Consider the following 18,517-nt stretch of genomic DNA (forward strand, 5'->3'; position numbering starts at 1 on the left):
CTATCAGGCGCTCGATCTGCGCTGCCAGCGGTTCACCGAGCGCGAGACCGAGCTCGGGCGCTTCGACTTCGTGCACTAGGAGACGCCATGGCCTTCGACGTGAAGCTGCCCGATATCGGCGAAGGCGTCGCCGAAGGCGAGATCGTGCGCTGGTTCGTGAAGGCCGGCGACGCGGTGCGCGAGGACCAGCCGCTGGTCGAAGTGATGACCGACAAGGCGACCGTCGAGATCCCCTCGCCCCGCAACGGCGTGATCGCCGCGGTGCACGTCGCCGAGGGCAAGGTCGTGCCGGTCGGCACCGTGATCGTGAGCATCGAGGTGGGCGCCATCGCGGGCGCGACTCCGGCCGACGAGACGGGCGCGACCTTCGCAGGGACGCACCACGAAACCCCGTCGGGCCGCGGCGCGCCTGCCGCGACGGCCGAGAGCTACAGCGGCCGCACCCCGAACTACGGCTCGCTCGCCCCGAGCGGCCAGGTGCACTCGACTCCCGCGGTCCGAACCCTCGCCAGGCAGCTCGGCGTGGCACTCGCAGGCCTGCGCGGCAGCGGCCCGAACGGTCGCATCGTCGCGGAGGATGTGAAGAGCGCGAGCGGTCCGGCGAGCGCGGCGCAACCCGGCGCGGTCGCCGAGCGGCCGCGTGCCGCGAGCGATGGCCCGCTGGCCGCAGCAGCCGGCGATGAGCGCCTGCCGATTCGCGGGATGAGACGTCGAATCGCCGAGCACATGAAGCATTCGCTCGAGCGCGCGGCGCAATTCACTTTCGTCGCCGAGTGCGACATGTCGGCGATCGTCGCGCACCGCAGCGCGACCCTCGCCCATGCGGGTCAGCAGGGCGTGACGCTCACCTTCCTCGCCTATCTCGTGAAGGCGCTCGACGAACCGATCCGGAAGTTCCCGCTGCTCAATGCCAGCGTGGACGAATCGAGCCAGGAGATCGTGGTGCGCAAGTCGCTCCACGTCGGCATGGCGACCGCGACCGAGCAGGGCCTGATGGTGCCGGTGATCCGCGATGTCGACCGGCGCACCCTCCTGCAGGTCGCGGGCGAGATCCAGCGCCTCGCCCGCGGGGCGCGCGACGGCGTGCTCAAGCTCGAGGAAATGCAGGGCGGGACCCTGACCGTGACCAGCACCGGCGCGCGCGGCGGACTGCTCGCCACGCCCATCCTGCATCATCCGCAGGTGGCGATCCTCGGCATGCACGAGGTCAAGAAGAAGCCGGTGGTGGTGGAGGACGCGATCGTGATCCGCGAGATGACGAACCTGTCGCTGTCGCTCGATCACCGCGTGGTGGATGGCGCGCTCGGCGCGGACTTCCTCTACGCGCTGATCGCACGACTCGAGAAGCCCGCAAGCTGGCTGACCCCCGAGGTGATCGGATGATGCAGCAGGTACTCGACCCCGAAGGTCGACTGGTCGGCGAGGCGCCCGAGGTTCCGAACGCCGATCTGCTCGCGCTCCATCGGCACATGCTCAAGCTGCGGGTGCTGGATCAGCGCATGCTCTCGCTTCAGCGCCAGGGCCGCATCGGCTTCTACGGCACCGCGGGAGGCCAGGAGGCGGCGATCGTCGGCTCGGCCTACGCATGGCGCGCGACCGACTGGATCTTCCCGGCGCTCCGTGAACTCGGCGTCTCGATGTGGCGCGGCACCAGCATGAAGGAAGTGGTGTGCCAGCTGATCGGCAACAGTGGCGACGTGCTGATCGGGCGTCAGATGCCGATGCACTTCAGCGATCGCAGGGTGCGCAGCGTGGCCTGGTCGTCGGTGATCGGCACGCAGCTTCCCCACGCGGTCGGTGCGGCGTGGGCCGCCAAGCTGCGGCGCGAGGACACCGTGATGATCGGCTACCTCGGTGACGGCGCGACCTCCGGCGGCGACTTCCATGCCGCGGCGAACTTCGCCGGCGTCTACAAACTGCCGGTCGTGTTCTTCTGCCAGAACAACCAGTGGGCGATCTCGGTCCCGGTCTCCCAGCAGACCGCCTCCGAGAGCATCGCCATCAAGGCGGTCGCTTACGGGTTCCCGGGCGTGCGCGTGGACGGCAACGACATCCTCGCCGTCATCACGGCTTCCCGTGAGGCCGCCGATCGAGCGCGCCGCGGCGAAGGCCCCACGCTCATCGAAGCCGTGACCTTTCGCATGGGCGGCCACTCCTCGAGCGACGATCCCTCGCGCTACCGCGGGGCGCACCTCGTGCCCGAGTGGGAGAAGAAGGACCCGGTCACGCGCCTGCGCGCCTGGCTGCGCGGGGCAAGCTTGTTGAAGGACGGCGACGAGGAGCGCTGGACCGAAGAGATCAATGACGAGATTTCGGTCGCGGTGACCGAAGCGGAGGCGCTGCCGCCACCCGCGATCGAGACGCTTTTCCGCGATGTCTACTCCCAGGTGCCGCGCCACATCGAAGAGCAGATGCGCTACGCGATCGCGATGGGCGAAGGCACCAGGTTCGACGGCGCGTTCCCGCTCTAGTCATGAATCCGAGTCACCCGCTCGCCAGCAGACGTTCCGCCGCGCTGATCGCCGGCTCGAGCTCCAGGGCCTCGATGGCGCGCGGCGCGTAGAACGTCACCGCACGATCGTGCTGCGGTCCCCACTCGGCGGGATCTCCGAGCGCGTGAAACGAGACGCTCGGCACCCGCAGCGCAGAAGCAATGTGCGCGACTCCTGAGTCGTTGCAGATCAGCAGATCGAGCGCCGAGCACGCGGCCGCGAAGTCGCCGATCGAACCCGCCGGCGCGAACGCCACACGAACACCGCGCGCCAGCAATCCAACGTGTACCGCCGCCGCGCGGCCGCGCTCGCGCGGCGCGTCGAACACGATCAGGCGTCGAGCTTCGTGCGGCCGCTCGAGCCCTGCGGCGGGTGCGTCTCCCACCAGTGCCGCACCAAGTTGGACGAAGCGGTCGAGCGGCCAGCACTTGAGCGGGTTCGCGGCCCCCGGATGGATACCGATCCAGCGTACCCGAGCACCCGCCGGGCCCGGGGAAGCGTCGACCGGCGCGCAAGCGCGCCACAGTTCCTCGAAACGGGTGCGCGCCACGAGTCGTTCGCTCGGATCCAGTTCGAGCACCAGATCGGGCCCCGCATCGGCGCCGCACCAGCGCACCAGATCGAGCAGCCGCGCGGTCTGGTGGGTCGAGCCGCGGGCGACCGGAACATCGAGGTCGTAGACCGGATCTCGCAGCACGGGGAGCGGCTCCGCGTCGGGCACCGGCCCATCACCGACCCGACTCCGCCCCACCACGCATCCCGCACGCGAGAGCGCGGCGAATCCGTCGGCGCTCTTCGAACGCGACACGCTGTTCATCACGAACGTCAGCTCGGGACGGAACGTGGCGGTCACTCGAACGGCCTGCACGAAACGAGCGAGCGAAGCCGCGTCTTCGATGCGCGGCAGGCTCACGACCTGATCGAGATCGCGATTGCGCTCGGCGAGCGGGCGCAGGAACTCGCGCGTGAGCAACACCAATCGCGCGTTCGGATAGCGGCGGCGCAGCGCGCGCACGGCCGGGGTCGCGACCAGGAAGTCGCCGAGCTGATCGTGCAGCTTGATTACCAGCACGCGCTTCACGCGTTCCGGATCGGCGAACGCGCGAACGGCAGCCTCGTCGGGACGCGAAGCACGCAACAGCGTGGTGAGCAGCGGGCCCGCTCCGGCGGCGGCGACCGTGCGAAAGCTCATGACCCGCCCCGAAGTTCGCGCATGGCGCGCGACTATAGCAGCGCTTCGCAGCCCAACTATCGGTAGCGCGTCTTGAGTCGGCCCCAGCTCGCGGCGCGCGTGCTCGTTGCGCCCGCCGGCGCGGTTGCGATCGGGCCCACCGGCATCGGGTAAGTGGGGCCATTGGGAAACAACGTCTGCAAATAGAGGAACGGCGTTGCGCAATTGGGACCGACGGTCAGGCAATCCGCGAGCAGCAGTTCTCCGTGGGCGCCGATCGTGAGTGCTTGGGAGCGCATGGATGAGTAACCGGGCACGCCCTGGCTGACGGCGACCGAGACGCCGCTGTTCGGATCGGTGCGACAGAAGGCACCCTCCCGACCCGAGACGTAGCCGCGGTTCGCGGTCCAGATGAAGCCGTCCGGTGCGACCTCGATGTCGAACGGTCCCAGCAACCGGTTGCCGTGCTCCGCGACCCGCGTCTGCGCGCCGCTCGAGGGATCCACCCGCACGATGCTGCCGCGCCACGGCGGGGATGCGGTACTGAGCGGGATCGCGAACTCAGCGACGTACAGGCGGCCATCGGGGCCAACGTCCACGTCGTGCGGCTCGCTGAGCCAGCCGCCCGAGGTGACGACGCGCGACTGATGCGCCGCGACGTCGAGCCACAGAATCGCGTCCCCCGCGGCCACGTAGAGCCCGCCGTTGGGTGCGATGCAGAGCCCTCGCGGAACCCGGTTACCGAGCTCCGCGAGCGTGAAGCGCTGCGTCTGCGAACCGGTCGCCGCGTCGACCTCGACGATTCCGTTGGTCTGATCGGGTACGTAGATGCGGTCCCGCGCGTCGACTGCGATGCGACCGCCTTGCCCGATCAGCCCGTGGGAAGCGATCAACTCACGCTGGAAGGTGGCCGGGTCGATGCGCCACAGCCGCGGGCCGGCGTCCGGCGCGAGCATGACGTAGTCGCCGGGCTGGAGTTCCACCGCGTGCGCGGCGACGCTACCCAGCATCAGCGCAACCAGCGCGAGCGCGAACGGGCGCGCGATCGGCGGGGTGTTCACGCCGCGGCGAAACGTGCCGCTGAAGAGCATGGGGACATTGTGCCGTCCGCGTCTCCGATCTGTCAGCCTCTATTATTTGCGACGCTTCGAGCCGCAGCGAATTTGAGCCCCGCCCCAAACGAAGAAGGGCGCGGGATCGCTCCCGCGCCCTTCGATCGAATCCCGGGGATCAGCGCTTCTTCGGGATCCGCAGCACCTGGCCAGGCTTGACGGACTCGTTGACCAGGTTGTTCTCCATCATCACTTCCGGAACCGAGAGCCCGTAGCGCTTGGCGATCGAGTAGAGCGTGTCGCCATCCTTGACGGTCACCTTGTCCGGACGCTTCTGCGGGGCCGCTTCCTGCGCCGGAGGCGCGGGCTTGGACTCGATCTTCGGCGCCTCGACCTTCTCGGGCTCGGGCGGAGCCGGAGCCGCCTTGGTCTCGGTTGCGCCGACCGGAACCGGCGCGATCTTCGATTCCGAAGGACGCACTGCCGGAGTGACGCTCATCGATTCGTCCGCCTGCTTGCTCTGCGTGGGCTTCGGCTCGGCCTTCGCAACTTCAGCCTTCGGCGCCTCGACCGGCTTGAGCGACTTGGCAGCCTTCACCGGCTTCGCCGCGACCGGCTTCGGAGCGGGCGTCGCCTTGGCCGGCCGGCGCTGGGGTTCCATCGACTCGATGCTGCCGTAGCCGTCTCCCCCGCCGCCAAAGTTGCCGGGCGTGAAGTGGAAGCCGACCCGATGCTGCGCTTCGCCGTCGCTCGGAATCAGGTAGCCGTAGTCGAGCCAGTAGCCGTTGTGCCCCGCACCCAGGCCGAAGCTCGGGCCCGACAGCGGATCGTTGCCGAGGTCACTCATTTCGTGACGATAGCCGGCGCGCAACGCGAGCATCTCGCGCCACCGCCACTCGGCGCCCAGGCGCACGTCGTTGTAGTAGGCCTTCGGGAAGTTCGCGTCGAGCGCCAGTCGCACGCCCGACTGTGGAAGCGTGTAGGCGACACCGGCGCCGACGTTCCACGGGAACGGATAGGGCACGCCGGAGTAGCGCATCTGGCCGCCCATGTTCTGGCCTGCGAGCGCGAAGCCGAGGTTGCCGGTGCGGTAGGTCGCGCCGGCATCGAACGTCATGCCGAGTCCCGACGAGCCCGCGAGTTGCTCGCTGACGCCCTTGGCCGCGAAGCCGACGCCGAATGATTCGTTCACGCGATGCGCGACGTGAGCGCCGAACGCCATGCTGGAGGCGTTCAGAGTGCCGGTCGGGTTGTTCGAAGCGTCGCGACCTTCGATGCCGCCGAGACCCTGGTAAAGGCCCGACACCATCCAAGACGTACGCGAGTTGCCGAAGCGGCCGCCGTAGCCGAGCCACTCCTGAGCGCTGCCGTCGTCGAGGCCCGCGTGTGACAGCACGAGCTCGCCGCGCTGCGCCCAGGCGACCGCGGCGGGATTCCACGCGCCGCTCGAGATGTCGTCGGTCAGACCGAGCGTCGCGCCGCCCATGCCCAGCACGCGCGCGCCGCTGCCGACCGAAAGAAAGTTGGCCGCGGTGGTGCCGGCCTGATTGATGTCGGCGTGGGCGAAGCCCGCCGCGACCAGCGCCATCACGATGGCAGCCCCGGCCGCGAGCTTGAGGATCCGGTTCATGTCAGCTCCCGCGGTCATGGGACGAGTACCACGCGAACGTTGCGGCGCGTGCCGCCGGCAATGATCCACGCAGTGTAGACACCGGGCACCACGGGACGGCCTGCATCGTTGCGGCCATCCCAGACCACGGTTTGAGGACCGGCCGGCATCGAGCCGAGGTCGTAACGGCGCACGATGCGACGCGCGGCGTCGGTGACCATGAGTTCCGCCGAGCCTCCGCCTGCGACGTAGACCGGAACGTTCACGGAGCCACCGACGCGGCCCGGATTCGGATACGCAGGATCGATTCGCCACTCGGCCGAAGCACCCTCGCCGGTGAGCGAGAGGACGGCTCCCGTGCTGCGTGCGCTCTCGTTGCCGGTCGCGTCGAGCGCGGTGACCTTGTACCAGACCTCGCTGCCACCCACCGGCACCGAGTTGTCGGTGAATTGCGTTGCGACGATCAGGTTGTTGTTGAGGCGCGTGTAGCTGCCGTTCTGCGTGGTCGCGCGATAGACGCGGTAGCCGGCCAGATCCGGCTCGCTGTTCGCGGCCCACTGCACGCGTGCGTCGGCGCCCTGGCGGGTCACGCTCACGCCGCTCGGAGTACCGGGAGGTGCGGAGTCGATCACCCAGTCGAAGCGCACCACGTTCGAGATCCCCGACCAGTTGCCGACGTCGTCGACCGTCTTGATCGCGAAGTAGTAGGTCGTGCCGCGCGTCAGCCCCGAGACTCGCGCCGTCTGGCGCGTGCCGGCCGACAGCGGAGTCGGAAGTCCTCCGAGCGCGGTCGCCGCGTCGAAGTTGCCGGCGCTGATCGGAGCAGTCGACATACGCACGTCGTACGTCGTCGCGGTTCCGACGTTCGCGTCATCGCCGGGCGACGTCCACGCCAGCGTCACCGACGCGGTGTCCGGAGCCTGCGCGCGCGCGAGTGCCGGTGCGAGCACCAGCAGGAGAACCAGAACGAGGCCGAGCGGAATCCACCGCCCGAGGCGTCGCCTCGTCCGCTCCTGGGTTCTGAGTTTCGGCATGGATCTCTCCCTGATCGGATCAGCTGTTACGACGGACGTGCGAGAGCGTCACTCGCGGCGCTTCGACTGCCGGAGTAGCACCCAGCGACCACACGACACCCATGAAACCGACAGCGAGATTCGAGATGCTGCTCGGAGCGGTCTGGTCGGGCGTGGTCGCCGACGCGACGTTCGAGATCGCCGAGGCGTTGCCCGCGTCGTCGGTGGTTCGAATCGCCACGTAGTAGGTCGTCTGACGGTTGAGGTTGTTGATGGTGAACGTCTGATTGCTTCCGGGAGCCGAGGGAGCCGGCTCGCCACTCACCTGCGTCGCAGCGCCCCAGTTGGCAGCCGTGATCGGCGCGGTCGAGTAGCGAATGTCGTAGGTCGTCGCGGTGCCGGTGAGGCTGTCGTCACCGACCGCGGCCCAGCCGAGCGCCAGCGTGCGCTCGGTCGCGTTCGTGATCGCGAGGTTCGCGATCGCGGCCGGCCGGATCAGATCCGGGGCGGCAAGCGTGGTGCGAGAGAGAACGTTCGAGAGACCCGCCCAGTTCGGAACTTCATCGGCGGTCTTGATCGCGAACCAGTAGGTCGTGTTCGGCGAGAGTCCGCTCACCGTCGCCGACTGATTGGTTCCCGACGCCGCGGGCGCCGGCACGCCGGTCGTCCAGCGAGTCGCCGACGCGAAATTCGCCGCCGTGATCTGCGCGGTCGAGAAGCGGATGTCGAACTGTGAAGCCGTTCCCAACAAGCTGTCGTCTCCCGGTGTGGTCCAGTTCAGCGTCACGCTGTTGTGCGTGACTTGAGCCATCGACGTCGTAGCGCTCATCGCGAGGCTCAGTAGAGCCGCACTCAGCACAAAGGAGCGAAAGCGCATGGTGTCTTCCTCCAGGATGTCGCGACCCACGCTCTCGTCCTTTGGGACTGCGAGCCGGGGCCACCGCGTCGTCTACATGCGAGATGCGAGGGCGGTGTTTCCGGTCGTGCCTGGCTCGCCGATTCCCTGGCGGCCGTGCGTGGCTCTCGGCCTAAGCCGAAGAGCCGCGCAGCGATTGAGCACGAACCGTGCCCTGCATCGAGCAAGTTCGAACGACGCGGCCCGAATGCCCGAGAAGCCGCGAATTCACGGCGCTCGCGCGATTCGAGGCGAATCGGAGCAAGTGCTGCTGGGAGGCGGGGCGGAGAGACCCCTTGGATTCTGCAAACGAGGACCCCGCCGAATGCAACGCAGGGCGACCTTCCCTGTCGAAGTTCGGAGCCGAGGAGGGCTCTCGAAGAATGCCCCTCCATGGGCTGGCGCGGGGGCGTGATTGCAGAGTTCCGCGCGCGCGAGAACTTGCCACAGTCGTGCGTTTCGATCTACTAAAAACGAATGAAGTCGGATCGTTGACAGCATTTCAGCGCGCCCCTAGCATCATCACCCACTGCGTGCGGAGCACTCGAGCCGTGACCGCTCGCGCAATCGAAAGGCGCACTCTCAGCGCGTGAGTCGGACCCCCGCCCCATGACCCCATTCGTCCTCGAACGTGACGCCATCTTGCGTGGCGCCGTGGGGTTGGGTGCTTCCGACCTGATTCTCACGGCCGGCCACCCTCCTATGGTGACGATCTCGGGTGCGTTGCGCCCGATGCCGGGCGCGCCGGTGCTGACGCCCGCGGACTCACGTTCGCTATCCGAAAGTTTTTTGACACCCGCGCTCCACGAGAAGTTCACGCGCGACCTGGAGCTCGATACCCGGTACGAGTTACCTGGTGTGGCAAATTTTCGCGTCAACCTCTACGTCCAGAGAGGCGCGTGGGGCTGCGCGGTGCGCATCGTGCCGCTCACCATTCCTCTGCCGGGTGAGCTCGGAATCGCGCCGCACGTCCTGAGCCGGGTGCTTGCGCTCACTCGCGGGCTGGTGCTCGTCACCGGCCCCACCGGTGCCGGCAAGTCGACGACGATCGCGTCGATCCTGGAGCAGATCAATCAGACCGGACCGGCACGCCACATCGTGACGGTCGAGGATCCAATCGAGTTCATGTTCCGGTCGAAGACCGCGGTGTTCGATCAGCGCGAAGTCGGCGTCGACACCCGCAGCTATGCACGTGGATTGAAGGGCGCCCTGCGCCAGCTTCCACACATCATCTTCGTCGGCGAGATGCGCGATCTGACCAGCATGGCGATCGCGCTCACCGCCGCCGAGACCGGCAACCTGGTGATCTCGACCATGGCGACCCAGTCCGCATCTCAGACCGTGACGCGCATCATCGATTCGTTCCCGCCGCATCAGCAGTCGCAGGTGCGCGCGCAGCTGTCGCTCACGCTGCGCGCGGTGATCTCTCAGGTGCTGCTGCCGCGCGCCGACGGCAAGGGTCGCGTGGCCGCGCGCGAGATCATGTTCGTGAATCAGGCGATCCAGAATCTGATCCGCGAGGACAAGGGGCATCAGATCCCGAACGTGATCGCGACCAGCCTGCGCGAGGACATGGTGCCGCTCGACGAGTCGATCACCGAGCTGGTCGAGCGCGGCACCATCGCGTTCGAGACCGCCTATCCGTTCTTCGAGGATCCCGAGAAACGCGCGTTGCTTCAGAAGCGCTACTACCGAATCGCAGCGGTGCCCGAAACCGGCGCGCGGCCGCGCTAGGAAACGAGCCCCATGCCCCTGTCCTTCCGACTGTCCACGCGGCGCTTCGGCGAGCTCGTGATCGAGGGTGGCAAGGTCTCGCCCGATCAGCTCGAGCAGGCCATGCGCTCGAAGACCGATCCGCGGGAGCGCCTCGGGCAGACGCTGGTGCGCCTCGGCTTCATGGACGAGAGCGACGTGGTGAAGTTGCTGGCCGAGCAGTTCTCGCTGCCGGTCGCGACCCCCGAGAAGCTCTCGAAGGCCGATCCCGCCGCGGTGCGCCTGATCCCGGAACACCTCGCGCGGCAGTCGGGCGTGCTGGCGCTGCAGCGCGACGGCGACACGCTCGAGGTCGCGGTGAGCGACCCGCTCGACGTGGTGTCGCTCGATCATCTGCGAGCACTCACGGGCTGCCAGCTCAAGGTGCAGCTCGGCCGCCCGAGCGAGGTGCGCGAGGCGGTCGAAGAGTTCTACTCGGAGATCCGCGCCAGCGAGAAGTACGGCGAGATCATCGACAAGCTCGACCTGACCCCGGGCGGCGATGGCGACGACGATGTGGACCTGGCGCTGCTGCGCCAGCAGGTCGAGGACGCCCCGGTCGTGCGGCTCGTCAACCTGATGCTGGCGGAAGCGATCGCCAACCGCGCGAGCGACATCCACGTTGAGCCGACGCGCGAACGCATCATCGTGCGCAATCGCATCGACGGCGTGCTGCACGAGGAGATGCGGCCGCCCAAGCACCTGCAGATGGCGATCGTCTCGCGCATCAAGGTGCTGGCCGATCTCGACATCGCGACCCGGCTGGTGCCGCAGGACGGGCGACTCACGGTCCACATGCCCGATCGCGAAGTCGACATCCGAGTCTCGACTCTTCCGACCTCTCACGGCGAAAAGGTCGTGATGCGCCTGTTCGACAAGACCGCCTTCAACCGAACGGTCGCAAACCTGGGGCTCGAGGGTGTCGGGTACGAGCAGTTTCAGCGCGCGATTCGTCAGCCGTGGGGAATGGTCCTGATCTCGGGTCCGACCGGCAGCGGTAAGACGACGACGCTCTATGCGGCGCTCAACGAGATCAAGAGCGTGCATCGCAACCTGGTCACCGTCGAGGATCCGATCGAGTACCACATGGACTCGATCAATCAGGTGCACGCGAACGCCAAGGTCGGAATGACCTTCGCCAGAGCGCTTCGATCGATCCTGCGCCAGGATCCCGACGTCATCATGGTCGGCGAGATTCGTGACTCGGAGACCGCCGACATCGCGGTCAAGAGCGCGCTGACCGGCCACATGGTGTTCTCGACCGTGCACGCGAACGACACCGCCGCAACCGTCACGCGACTCATCGACATGGGCGTCCCCCGCTACCTGGTCGGCTCGGCGGTCTCGCTGGTGATCGCGCAGCGCCTGGTGCGCCGCGTGTGCGAACGGTGTCGCGAGCCGTTCATCGCCGAACCCGAGGCGATCGCCTCGCTCGCAGAGGACGGCGCGCTGCTGGCGGGCCGAACGCTCTACCGCGGGCGCGGCTGCCTGGTGTGCAAGCAGACCGGCTATCATGGCCGCACGGCCGTGTTCGAAGTACTCGAAATGTCGCGCGCGCTGCGGCGCATGGTGCTCGACGGCGCGAACGAAGATCAGCTGAAGCAGCGTGCGATCGCCGATGGCGTCGCGACGCTGCGAAAGAGCGGCATCCGCAAGATCCTCGACGGTCAGACGACCATCGAGGAGATCCGGACCGCCACGCTCGCGGACTCCATTTAATGCCGAGCTACTTCTACCGGGCGCGAGACGCCAGCGGGAAAGCCCACGAAGGCATCGAGGTCGCCGCCTCTGAAGAAGAGGTGCTGCGAATCCTCGAGCACTCGAAGCTGATTCCCATCTACGTCGAGAGTCGTGCTCCCGGTGGTGTCCTGGCCGTGCGCGGCCAGCTCGCGCGCGAGTGGGCCGACGTGGCGCAGCGCATGCGCACCTCGGTCAAACCGGTTGCGGTGGCCCTGTTCGCGCGGCAGCTCAGCACCATGATCAGCGCAGGACTTCCGCTGGTGCGCTCGCTGCGCTCGATCTCTCGGGATCACGAGGACAAGCGGCTCGGCCGCATCCTGGAACGGGTGTCCGACGACGTGCAGAAGGGCGACTCGCTGTCGACCGCGCTCGGAAAGCACCCCGGGGCATTCGACGAGGTGTTCGTGAGCCTCGTGAACACCGGCGAGGTTAGCGGAACCCTCGACACCATCATGGACCAGACCGCCAGCTACCTGGAGCGGGCCGAGACCCTGAGGCTCAAGGTCCAGGCGGCGCTCCGGTACCCCATGTTCGTGCTGGGGATCGCGGTGGCGATGCTGTTTCTGATGATCATCTGGGTGATCCCCAAGTTTTCGGTCATTTATTCGCAGTTCCGGGTACCGCTGCCGATTCCGACCCAGCTGGTCCTCGGGATGAGCCAGCTCGCGGTCCGCAATCTCCCCATCCTCCTCTTGCTCCTGCTGCTGGGCTGGGTGACCGTCTGGTACAATCTGCGTAAGGAAATGGGGCGCCTGTGGTGGGATCGGATCAAGTTCAGCATGCCGGTCTTCGGCCCTCTGATCCGCCTGTATGCCATCACGAAATTCGCTCGCACGCTCAGCATCCTGACCGGTAGCGGAACGCAGATCCTCTACTCTTTGAAAGTGATACGGCCGGTGCCCGGAAACAAGGTGCTGGAGCGTGGAATCGACCAGGTCCGTTCGAGGGTCGAAGAGGGTGATGCACTCGCCAAGGCCATGGCCGACACCGGGGTGTTTCCCGAGATGCTCGTCCAGATGACCGCGACGGGTGAGGAAACCGGGCAGCTCGACAACATGCTTTCTCGCACGGCGGACTTCTACGAGCAGCGGGTCACCACGCAGGTGGATGGCCTGAGTTCTCTGATCGAGCCGATCGCGATCGTGGTTTTGGGCGGCATGGTCGGACTCATGCTGCTGGCGCTGTACCTGCCGATCTTCAATCTCGGCCAGGCCATGCGTTCCGGCCTGCTGCAGCATTAGCGAACGCAAACGGCGATCAACCTCGCACGGAACGAGGCGAATCGTCTCCAACGGAAGTCAGCCGGCCGCATGGATGCGCCGCCGGAAACGTCACCTCGAGGAGAGCCAACACCCTCGCGGAGGAGGAGCAGAACTCATGCGGCTCAAGAACCAGCGCGGCTTCACCCTGATGGAGTTGATGGTCGTCATTGTCATCGTCGCGATTCTCGCGGCGGTCGCGGTGCCGCTCTACATCAATTATGTCAGAGACGCACAGCGCACCGAGGCGCGGGGCGCCATCGGTGCAGTCATCACGGCGGAGCAGACCCAATTCCAGCGAACCGGCGCCTACTCCGCCGATGTGTTCGTTCGGAATCCGACTCCGGCGACTCAGGCGCTCAATTGCGACCTGACCGAAGCGCTGCAGAATTGGGACATCTCGGTCACTGCCGCAACCCCTACTGATGGATTCAGAGTCGTGGCGACGGGAGTCGTGGGGCGTCCGACCGCGGGCTTGACCGTGACCTACACGTATTCCAGGGCAACTCCTTTGCCCGATCCTTGGGAAGGCACCTAGCACTCGGCACAACTCGATGCTCATCGTGCTCGTGACCCAAGACATGAGTTCTCCCGATCTCATCCGGCGGCCCTGCAGTTCACGGCCGCCGGATGTCTGTTCGGGGTTCACGCTCACCGAGGTTCTGGTCGCGTTGCTGATCAGCGTGATCACCGTGGTCGGGCTCGCTCACACGTTCGGAATCGGTCGCGGGCTGATCGATCGCTACGCGACCTCTCGCGACGCGCTCGGCGCCGCGGAGAGACGAATCGAGACCCTGCAGATGCAAGCCATGCAAGACAGCGCTGCCAATTTCACCGATCTCACGCCGGGCAGTCACGGCCCGATTGCATTGACGCTCAATGGTCGTACCGCAGGTGTCGAGTTGTGGCTCATCGAGTCGATCGACGATACAGCCGATGGAATCAGCGCAGCCGACGTCGATCACAACACCGACGACTATCGACTTGCGACGGTTCGAATCGGGTGGACCCAGGCGGCGGTCACGGACACCCTTCGACTCACCACGATTCTCCCCTCCCCTCAGCCATGAGATCCGCTCAGCGCTCCGGATTCACGCTCGTCGAGGTCGTCGTCGTCATGGCCCTTGCCGGCGTCGTCACCATGGGGCTCGTTACGTTCTATCTCTACTCTCAAAGCACTTGGATCGACGCTTCGACCCAGGCCCTTACGCAGCGTGACGCGACCGGTGCGCTGGAGGCGATCGGAGCAACCGTTTGGAGCGGCAACAACGCCACCGTGCTTCCGGCGGCCGGCGACAGCACCAACTCCGATCTGTTCGTCTACGATGCCGGCGGAACACTTCTCGGGCGCTACTACTGGGACCCGGCCGACTCGCTCATTCACTGGGGAGACGACGTCACCGCAGATCGCGGGCCGCTGGTTCCCAGCCGGGCCGAGCGATTCACGGTGAGTCTCGAAGACTCACTCGGACTGGTTCACATCGACTCGCTGCGACTCCGCTCCTCCATGGGACAGCCGGTCTCGCTGAGTTCCACCTTCGGGATGTACAACCGCACGCCATGACCCCACGACTTCGCCATCCGAGGGCCGGACAGCACGGCTTCATGCTCGTTGGCGTGATCATGTTCGCGCTCATCCTGAGCATTCTCGGCCTGTCGCTGTTCAGCCTCTCGAGCTTCGAGTCACAGTTCTTCTTCAAGTCCTACGACCGGACGCAATCTCTGCAGAGTGCGATCGGCGGAATTCAGCAGGCGCGCTACGTGTTGGCTTCGACCGCCGACTTGAGCCGGGTGGGCCAGAACCTGCCGAGCAATCAGGTCATCTGGGCGCGTGCCAAGCAGGGCGCGGACTACGACTCGGGCGACTCGACCGGAAACCTGAGCGGCGGCGGTGGACCGATCTGGATTCGCGCGCTCGCGGAAGTGAACGGCGAGCGTCAGCTGGTCGAGGCGCGTTTCAACTACAGCCCCGGGAACGAGATCTACAAGCGGCTCATGACGCTCACCGGAGATCTGAGCGTCGCCGTCACCGATTCGGGGGGTACCAACCGAATCAACCAGACCGTACTCGAGGGAGAGATCTGGAAGCTCGGTGGCTCCCCGGGGCCGTGGCCGACGGGTTGCCTCCCCGAGGTTCGCCCCGCGGGCAGCATTCCAACTCCGGATGTCGAGGGCTCGTGGTGGTCCTCTCGGTATGGCTCGGCGACGTTCGTGCTTGCGACACCCGGAGCGCTTCCGAACGATCGCGTCTGGAATTTGAATCTCAGTAGCGGATTGACCTACTACAAGACCGAGGACGGGCTCTCGCCGGAATGGAGTCTCTACCGAACCAACGCGGGACGTGCCGAGATTCGAGTGACTGGGACCGCGGTGTGGTTGCTCAAGGACGGACTCCGAATCGAGCCGTGCGCGAGAATCGTGGGGAGCGGACCCGGCGTCGCCACGCTGATCATCGTGACGCGACCGCTGCCGGGACGGACCGGAGATGAGGCGAATGTCGGAACGCTGTTCTACGGCGGAATCGAGACCTCGAACTGCAACCTGATCCTGGTCTCGAGCGGAACGGTCAAGCTCGAACACGACCTTTCGAATCAGGACGGCGATCTGGGCGTCACGTCCGACTATCTGTCGATCTTCGCGCAGAACTGCCGAGTCATGGGCACGTGGGCGATCGGGAGCTACGCGAACTTGCGATACACTCACGCGGTCGGCGACGCTCGCGACGACGCCGGAGAGTTGATCGACGACCTGATCGAACAGGGAGCGCTCCCGAATGGGTCGTCGTCGGGTCCGACCCGACTGGATCTCGTGGCCGGCTCCTGGCGCCAGCTCCAGCCACCGCTGAACTAGTTCGAAGGAACGAATGAGATCAGGGCTGCGATCCCGGCCGTGGGCCGGCCTCGATGTCGGCAATTTCAGCGTCAAGCTGCTCGCCCTGCAGGGAGGCGTGGGTGGCATGCGTCACTGGATCGCGGAGGTTCCGCTCCCTCCGCGCGGAGCCGACGGAAGCCGCACGCCCGAGACGCTCGCGCACGTCATCAACGAGGCGTTCTCGCTCGCCGGTCTCGCCGTTCGAACGGTGCGCGGGATTTCGCTCGGCATCTCGGGACCGGACGTGATCGTCAAACAGATCACGCTCCCGCTCCTCGATGACTCGGAAGTCGGCCCCGCGCTGCGCTTCGAGGCCCGCAAGCATCTGCCCTTCGACTTGAGCGCGATGAATCTCGATTTTCAGATCCTGGGGCGCTTCCCCAGTGAGCGAAAACTCGAGATCCTGCTCGCGGCGGTCTCGCACGATCACATGCAGCGGCACCTCGCGCCGCTCAACCTGCTCGGGCTCGAACCGGACGTGCTCGACGCCACTCCGCTCGCCCTCGCGAACGCCTTGATGTATGGAACCGAGCTCGAGACTGGCGCTCACCTGCTGCTCGACATGGGCGAGGATTTCTCGCACCTGGTCCTCTATCAGCGCGGCCAGCCGTTCTTCAGTCGGCGCCTCGACTTTGGTGGGCGACACCTCACCGACGCGATCGCGCGTGGCATTCGGGTGCCGTTCTCCGAGGCCGAAGAGTGGAAGCTGGCGGCGGGCGCGGACGAGCCCGGATTGCGAGTGGACTGGGACTCGTCGGAGATGCGCGCCGTGCTCGAAGCAATTCGAACCGTGCTGGTCGAGGAGCTTCGGCGGTCGATCGCGTTCTATCGCACGCAGGGGACGCTGCCGGAGTCGCTCCGTATCTCGATCTCGGGTGGCTCGGCGCGACTGCCAGGCCTCGCGGCACGCATGTCCGAGTTGTTGGGTTCGCCGGTTTCGCTGCTCAATCCGATTCAGCAGATCCTCGGACAGAACTCCGCGGATGCCTCGCTCTCAGGGCCGCAATTTGCTCAGGCGTTCGGACTCGCATTGAGGAACCAATGAGTCCCGTGTTCACGATCAACTTTCGGCGCGAGGCGTATCAGCGCGAACAGGCTCGGGCCCGACAGCGCCTGTTTCAGCTCGGCGGCTGGCTGGCTTACTTCGGCGTGCTCGCGGTGGTCATCGGACTGTATGGCCTGAACTGTGGCGCACTCATCAGCCGTACTCGGCAGGTCGAGCGACTCGTCGAGCGCGCGGCGCGGACTCCGGGCGCTTCGCCGGAGTGGCGCGTCGAAGGGACCACTCTGGTGGCGGTCGAGTCGTTTCGCGCCAGCGCGCCGCGCTGGCGTCAGCGTCTGATTCGGCTGGCCGAGCTGTTGCCGCCGACCGCCGCGCTGTCGACGATCGAAGCCAATCCCGAGAACACGCAACTGGACGCCGATCGGAATCGCCTGGTGATCACCGGGTTCATTCGGGTCCCGGCAGGGCAGGATCGCATGCGCCCGGTCGCCGACTTGATCGCGCGCCTGCGCGGGGACTCGCTGTTCGCGACCGGGTATTCGTCCATTCGTTTGTCCTCAAGCCGCGCCGTCGAAGCTTCCAATCCGGAGACTGAATTCGTGATCGAGTGCCGCTAGTGAACACCCTCCTCCTCCAACAGCTCCGCCGCCACTGGCAGATCGTCGCGGCGGCGACTCTGTTGCTCGCCTTCCTCGCGACGCACTTCATGATCTTTCATCCGGCGCGCACGCGCCTCGAGCACGCGACGACGCGAGCGCAGTCGATGCGCGTGACGCTCGACCCGGACCGTCAGCCCGTGCTGGTGCCCCCGCGGGTCGTGGCGCTGTTTGCCGAGAACTCATTGACGACCGCGCGCGCCGTCGAGCTGGGCAATTCCGGTGAGCTGACGGCCGATCTCCTGTCGGAAGCATCCGAGATCGCGAATCGATGCGGCATGGACGTGCTCACCACCGAACCGGGCGCCGCGGCGCAGCAGGGCGAGGCGGTGCAGGTTCGAGCGCGCCTGACCGCGCGCGCGGACTACTCGGACCTGGTCCGATTCATGGATGCGATTTCGCGCAGTCCACGTCTCATCGCGGTGGACCATTTCGTGTTGAAAGGCTCGGGCCGCAGCGTGTGCGAGTTGTCGATCGTGCGCTACGTGCTCAAGCGCTCGGGGAGCCGTTCGTGAGTCCGGGCCCGCAGCGCGTTCTGGCGCTCGCGATCGGCGCCATCGCGCTGGCCGTCATCGGGCTGCAGACTTCCGAAGCCCTGCGCGCCGCCGGACCCTGGCGCCCCCGCGCCGCCAAGCCCACGGCGGTCTCGGCACCCTATGCTCGCCTCGAGCGCGTCCTGGCACAGGCCGAGTCCGGCGAGGTCCCCTCGACGTTGCGCGACCCGTTCAGCTACGGTGCGGCGCGTCCGATCGTCCCCACCGGGCCGACGACTCCGCGCATCGTGCGACCGTCGAAGCCGGTCGCCCCTCCCGCACCAGTCGTCACCGCGATCGTGAGCGACGCCGACCCCCGCGCGATTCTCGTCTTCGAAGGTCGCAACTACATGGTCAAGCCCGGCGATTCGTTCGCGGGCTTTCAGGTCATCAGCATGACTCCCGAATCCGTGGTGCTGGAGTCGAACGGCCAGCGGCTCGTGATTCGACTCGCGTCGAAAGGAGAATGAG

General features: G+C 66.6%; 18 protein-coding genes. 13 read left to right on the top strand and 5 right to left on the bottom strand.

The window, feature by feature from the left end; all coding sequences use genetic code 11:
* The first annotated feature begins 87 nt into the window (after positions 1-87).
* Entirely contained in the window at positions 88-1,383 is a 1,296-nt protein-coding gene (locus tag HOP12_00410; protein ID NOT32613.1) for a 2-oxo acid dehydrogenase subunit E2, read from the top strand.
* On the top strand, positions 1,383-2,471 hold the full coding sequence (locus HOP12_00415; GenBank protein NOT32614.1) for a thiamine pyrophosphate-dependent dehydrogenase E1 component subunit alpha: 1,089 nt from the start codon (positions 1,383-1,385) through the stop codon (positions 2,469-2,471). Before HOP12_00410 ends, HOP12_00415 begins: the two co-directional genes overlap by 1 nt.
* 13 nt (positions 2,472-2,484) lie before the next feature.
* On the opposite strand, the gene HOP12_00420 is transcribed toward HOP12_00415, so the two are convergent.
* From HOP12_00420 to HOP12_00440, 5 genes are all read right to left on the bottom strand, one after another.
* Positions 2,485-3,684, bottom strand: a complete 1,200-nt coding sequence (locus HOP12_00420; GenBank protein NOT32615.1) for a glycosyltransferase family 9 protein — start codon at positions 3,682-3,684, stop codon at positions 2,485-2,487.
* A 56-nt stretch (positions 3,685-3,740) separates the two neighbouring features.
* Entirely contained in the window at positions 3,741-4,754 is a 1,014-nt protein-coding gene (locus HOP12_00425; protein NOT32616.1) for a hypothetical protein, read from the bottom strand.
* Between the two features lie 139 nt (positions 4,755-4,893).
* Entirely contained in the window at positions 4,894-6,345 is a 1,452-nt protein-coding gene (locus tag HOP12_00430) for a PorV/PorQ family protein (protein NOT32617.1), read from the bottom strand.
* Positions 6,346-6,359: 14 nt separating this feature from the next.
* Positions 6,360-7,358: a hypothetical protein gene (locus tag HOP12_00435; protein NOT32618.1), complete on the bottom strand. Its 999-nt coding sequence runs from the start codon at positions 7,356-7,358 to the stop codon at positions 6,360-6,362.
* 19 nt (positions 7,359-7,377) lie between these two features.
* Positions 7,378-8,214: a hypothetical protein gene (locus tag HOP12_00440; GenBank protein NOT32619.1), complete on the bottom strand. Its 837-nt coding sequence runs from the start codon at positions 8,212-8,214 to the stop codon at positions 7,378-7,380.
* Between the two features lie 627 nt (positions 8,215-8,841).
* Here HOP12_00440 and HOP12_00445 point away from each other — a divergent pair.
* The 11 genes from HOP12_00445 (at position 8,842) to HOP12_00495 (ending at position 18,516) form a co-directional block, all read left to right on the top strand.
* Complete coding sequence (locus HOP12_00445; GenBank protein ID NOT32620.1) at positions 8,842-9,966, top strand: PilT/PilU family type 4a pilus ATPase; 1,125 nt, start codon at positions 8,842-8,844, stop codon at positions 9,964-9,966.
* A gap of 12 nt (positions 9,967-9,978) precedes the next feature.
* Positions 9,979-11,703 (top strand): Flp pilus assembly complex ATPase component TadA, encoded by a 1,725-nt coding sequence (gene tadA / locus HOP12_00450; protein NOT32621.1) that lies wholly within the window; start codon positions 9,979-9,981, stop codon positions 11,701-11,703.
* A complete protein-coding gene (locus tag HOP12_00455) occupies positions 11,703-12,965 on the top strand; it encodes a type II secretion system F family protein (GenBank protein ID NOT32622.1) in 1,263 nt (420 codons plus the stop codon). Before tadA ends, HOP12_00455 begins: the two co-directional genes overlap by 1 nt.
* Positions 12,966-13,101: 136 nt before the next feature.
* Positions 13,102-13,521, top strand: a complete 420-nt coding sequence (locus HOP12_00460; protein NOT32623.1) for a prepilin-type N-terminal cleavage/methylation domain-containing protein — start codon at positions 13,102-13,104, stop codon at positions 13,519-13,521.
* 25 nt (positions 13,522-13,546) lie between these two features.
* Positions 13,547-14,053 carry a prepilin-type N-terminal cleavage/methylation domain-containing protein gene (locus HOP12_00465; protein ID NOT32624.1) on the top strand — a complete coding sequence of 169 codons (507 nt, stop codon included), beginning with the start codon at positions 13,547-13,549 and terminating at the stop codon, positions 14,051-14,053.
* The gene (locus HOP12_00470; GenBank protein NOT32625.1) at positions 14,050-14,547 is read left to right on the top strand and encodes a type II secretion system protein; all 498 of its coding nucleotides are present in this window, start codon (positions 14,050-14,052) and stop codon (positions 14,545-14,547) included. Before HOP12_00465 ends, HOP12_00470 begins: the two co-directional genes overlap by 4 nt.
* Positions 14,544-15,833: a hypothetical protein gene (locus HOP12_00475; protein ID NOT32626.1), complete on the top strand. Its 1,290-nt coding sequence runs from the start codon at positions 14,544-14,546 to the stop codon at positions 15,831-15,833. The genes HOP12_00470 and HOP12_00475 overlap by 4 nt, the downstream gene beginning before the upstream one ends.
* Before the next feature lie 13 nt (positions 15,834-15,846).
* Positions 15,847-16,899, top strand: coding sequence for a type IV pilus assembly protein PilM (gene pilM, locus HOP12_00480; GenBank protein ID NOT32627.1), 1,053 nt, complete (start codon positions 15,847-15,849; stop codon positions 16,897-16,899).
* Positions 16,896-17,474, top strand: coding sequence for a hypothetical protein (locus HOP12_00485; protein ID NOT32628.1), 579 nt, complete (start codon positions 16,896-16,898; stop codon positions 17,472-17,474). Before pilM ends, HOP12_00485 begins: the two co-directional genes overlap by 4 nt.
* Positions 17,474-18,028: a type 4a pilus biogenesis protein PilO gene (pilO, locus tag HOP12_00490; GenBank protein NOT32629.1), complete on the top strand. Its 555-nt coding sequence runs from the start codon at positions 17,474-17,476 to the stop codon at positions 18,026-18,028. Before HOP12_00485 ends, pilO begins: the two co-directional genes overlap by 1 nt.
* On the top strand, positions 18,025-18,516 hold the full coding sequence (locus HOP12_00495) for a hypothetical protein (protein ID NOT32630.1): 492 nt from the start codon (positions 18,025-18,027) through the stop codon (positions 18,514-18,516). Before pilO ends, HOP12_00495 begins: the two co-directional genes overlap by 4 nt.
* The last annotated feature ends 1 nt before the right edge of the window (position 18,517 follow it).

The sequence above is a fragment of the Candidatus Eisenbacteria bacterium genome (assembly GCA_013140805.1).
GTDB lineage: Bacteria > Eisenbacteria > RBG-16-71-46 > RBG-16-71-46 > RBG-16-71-46 > JABFRW01.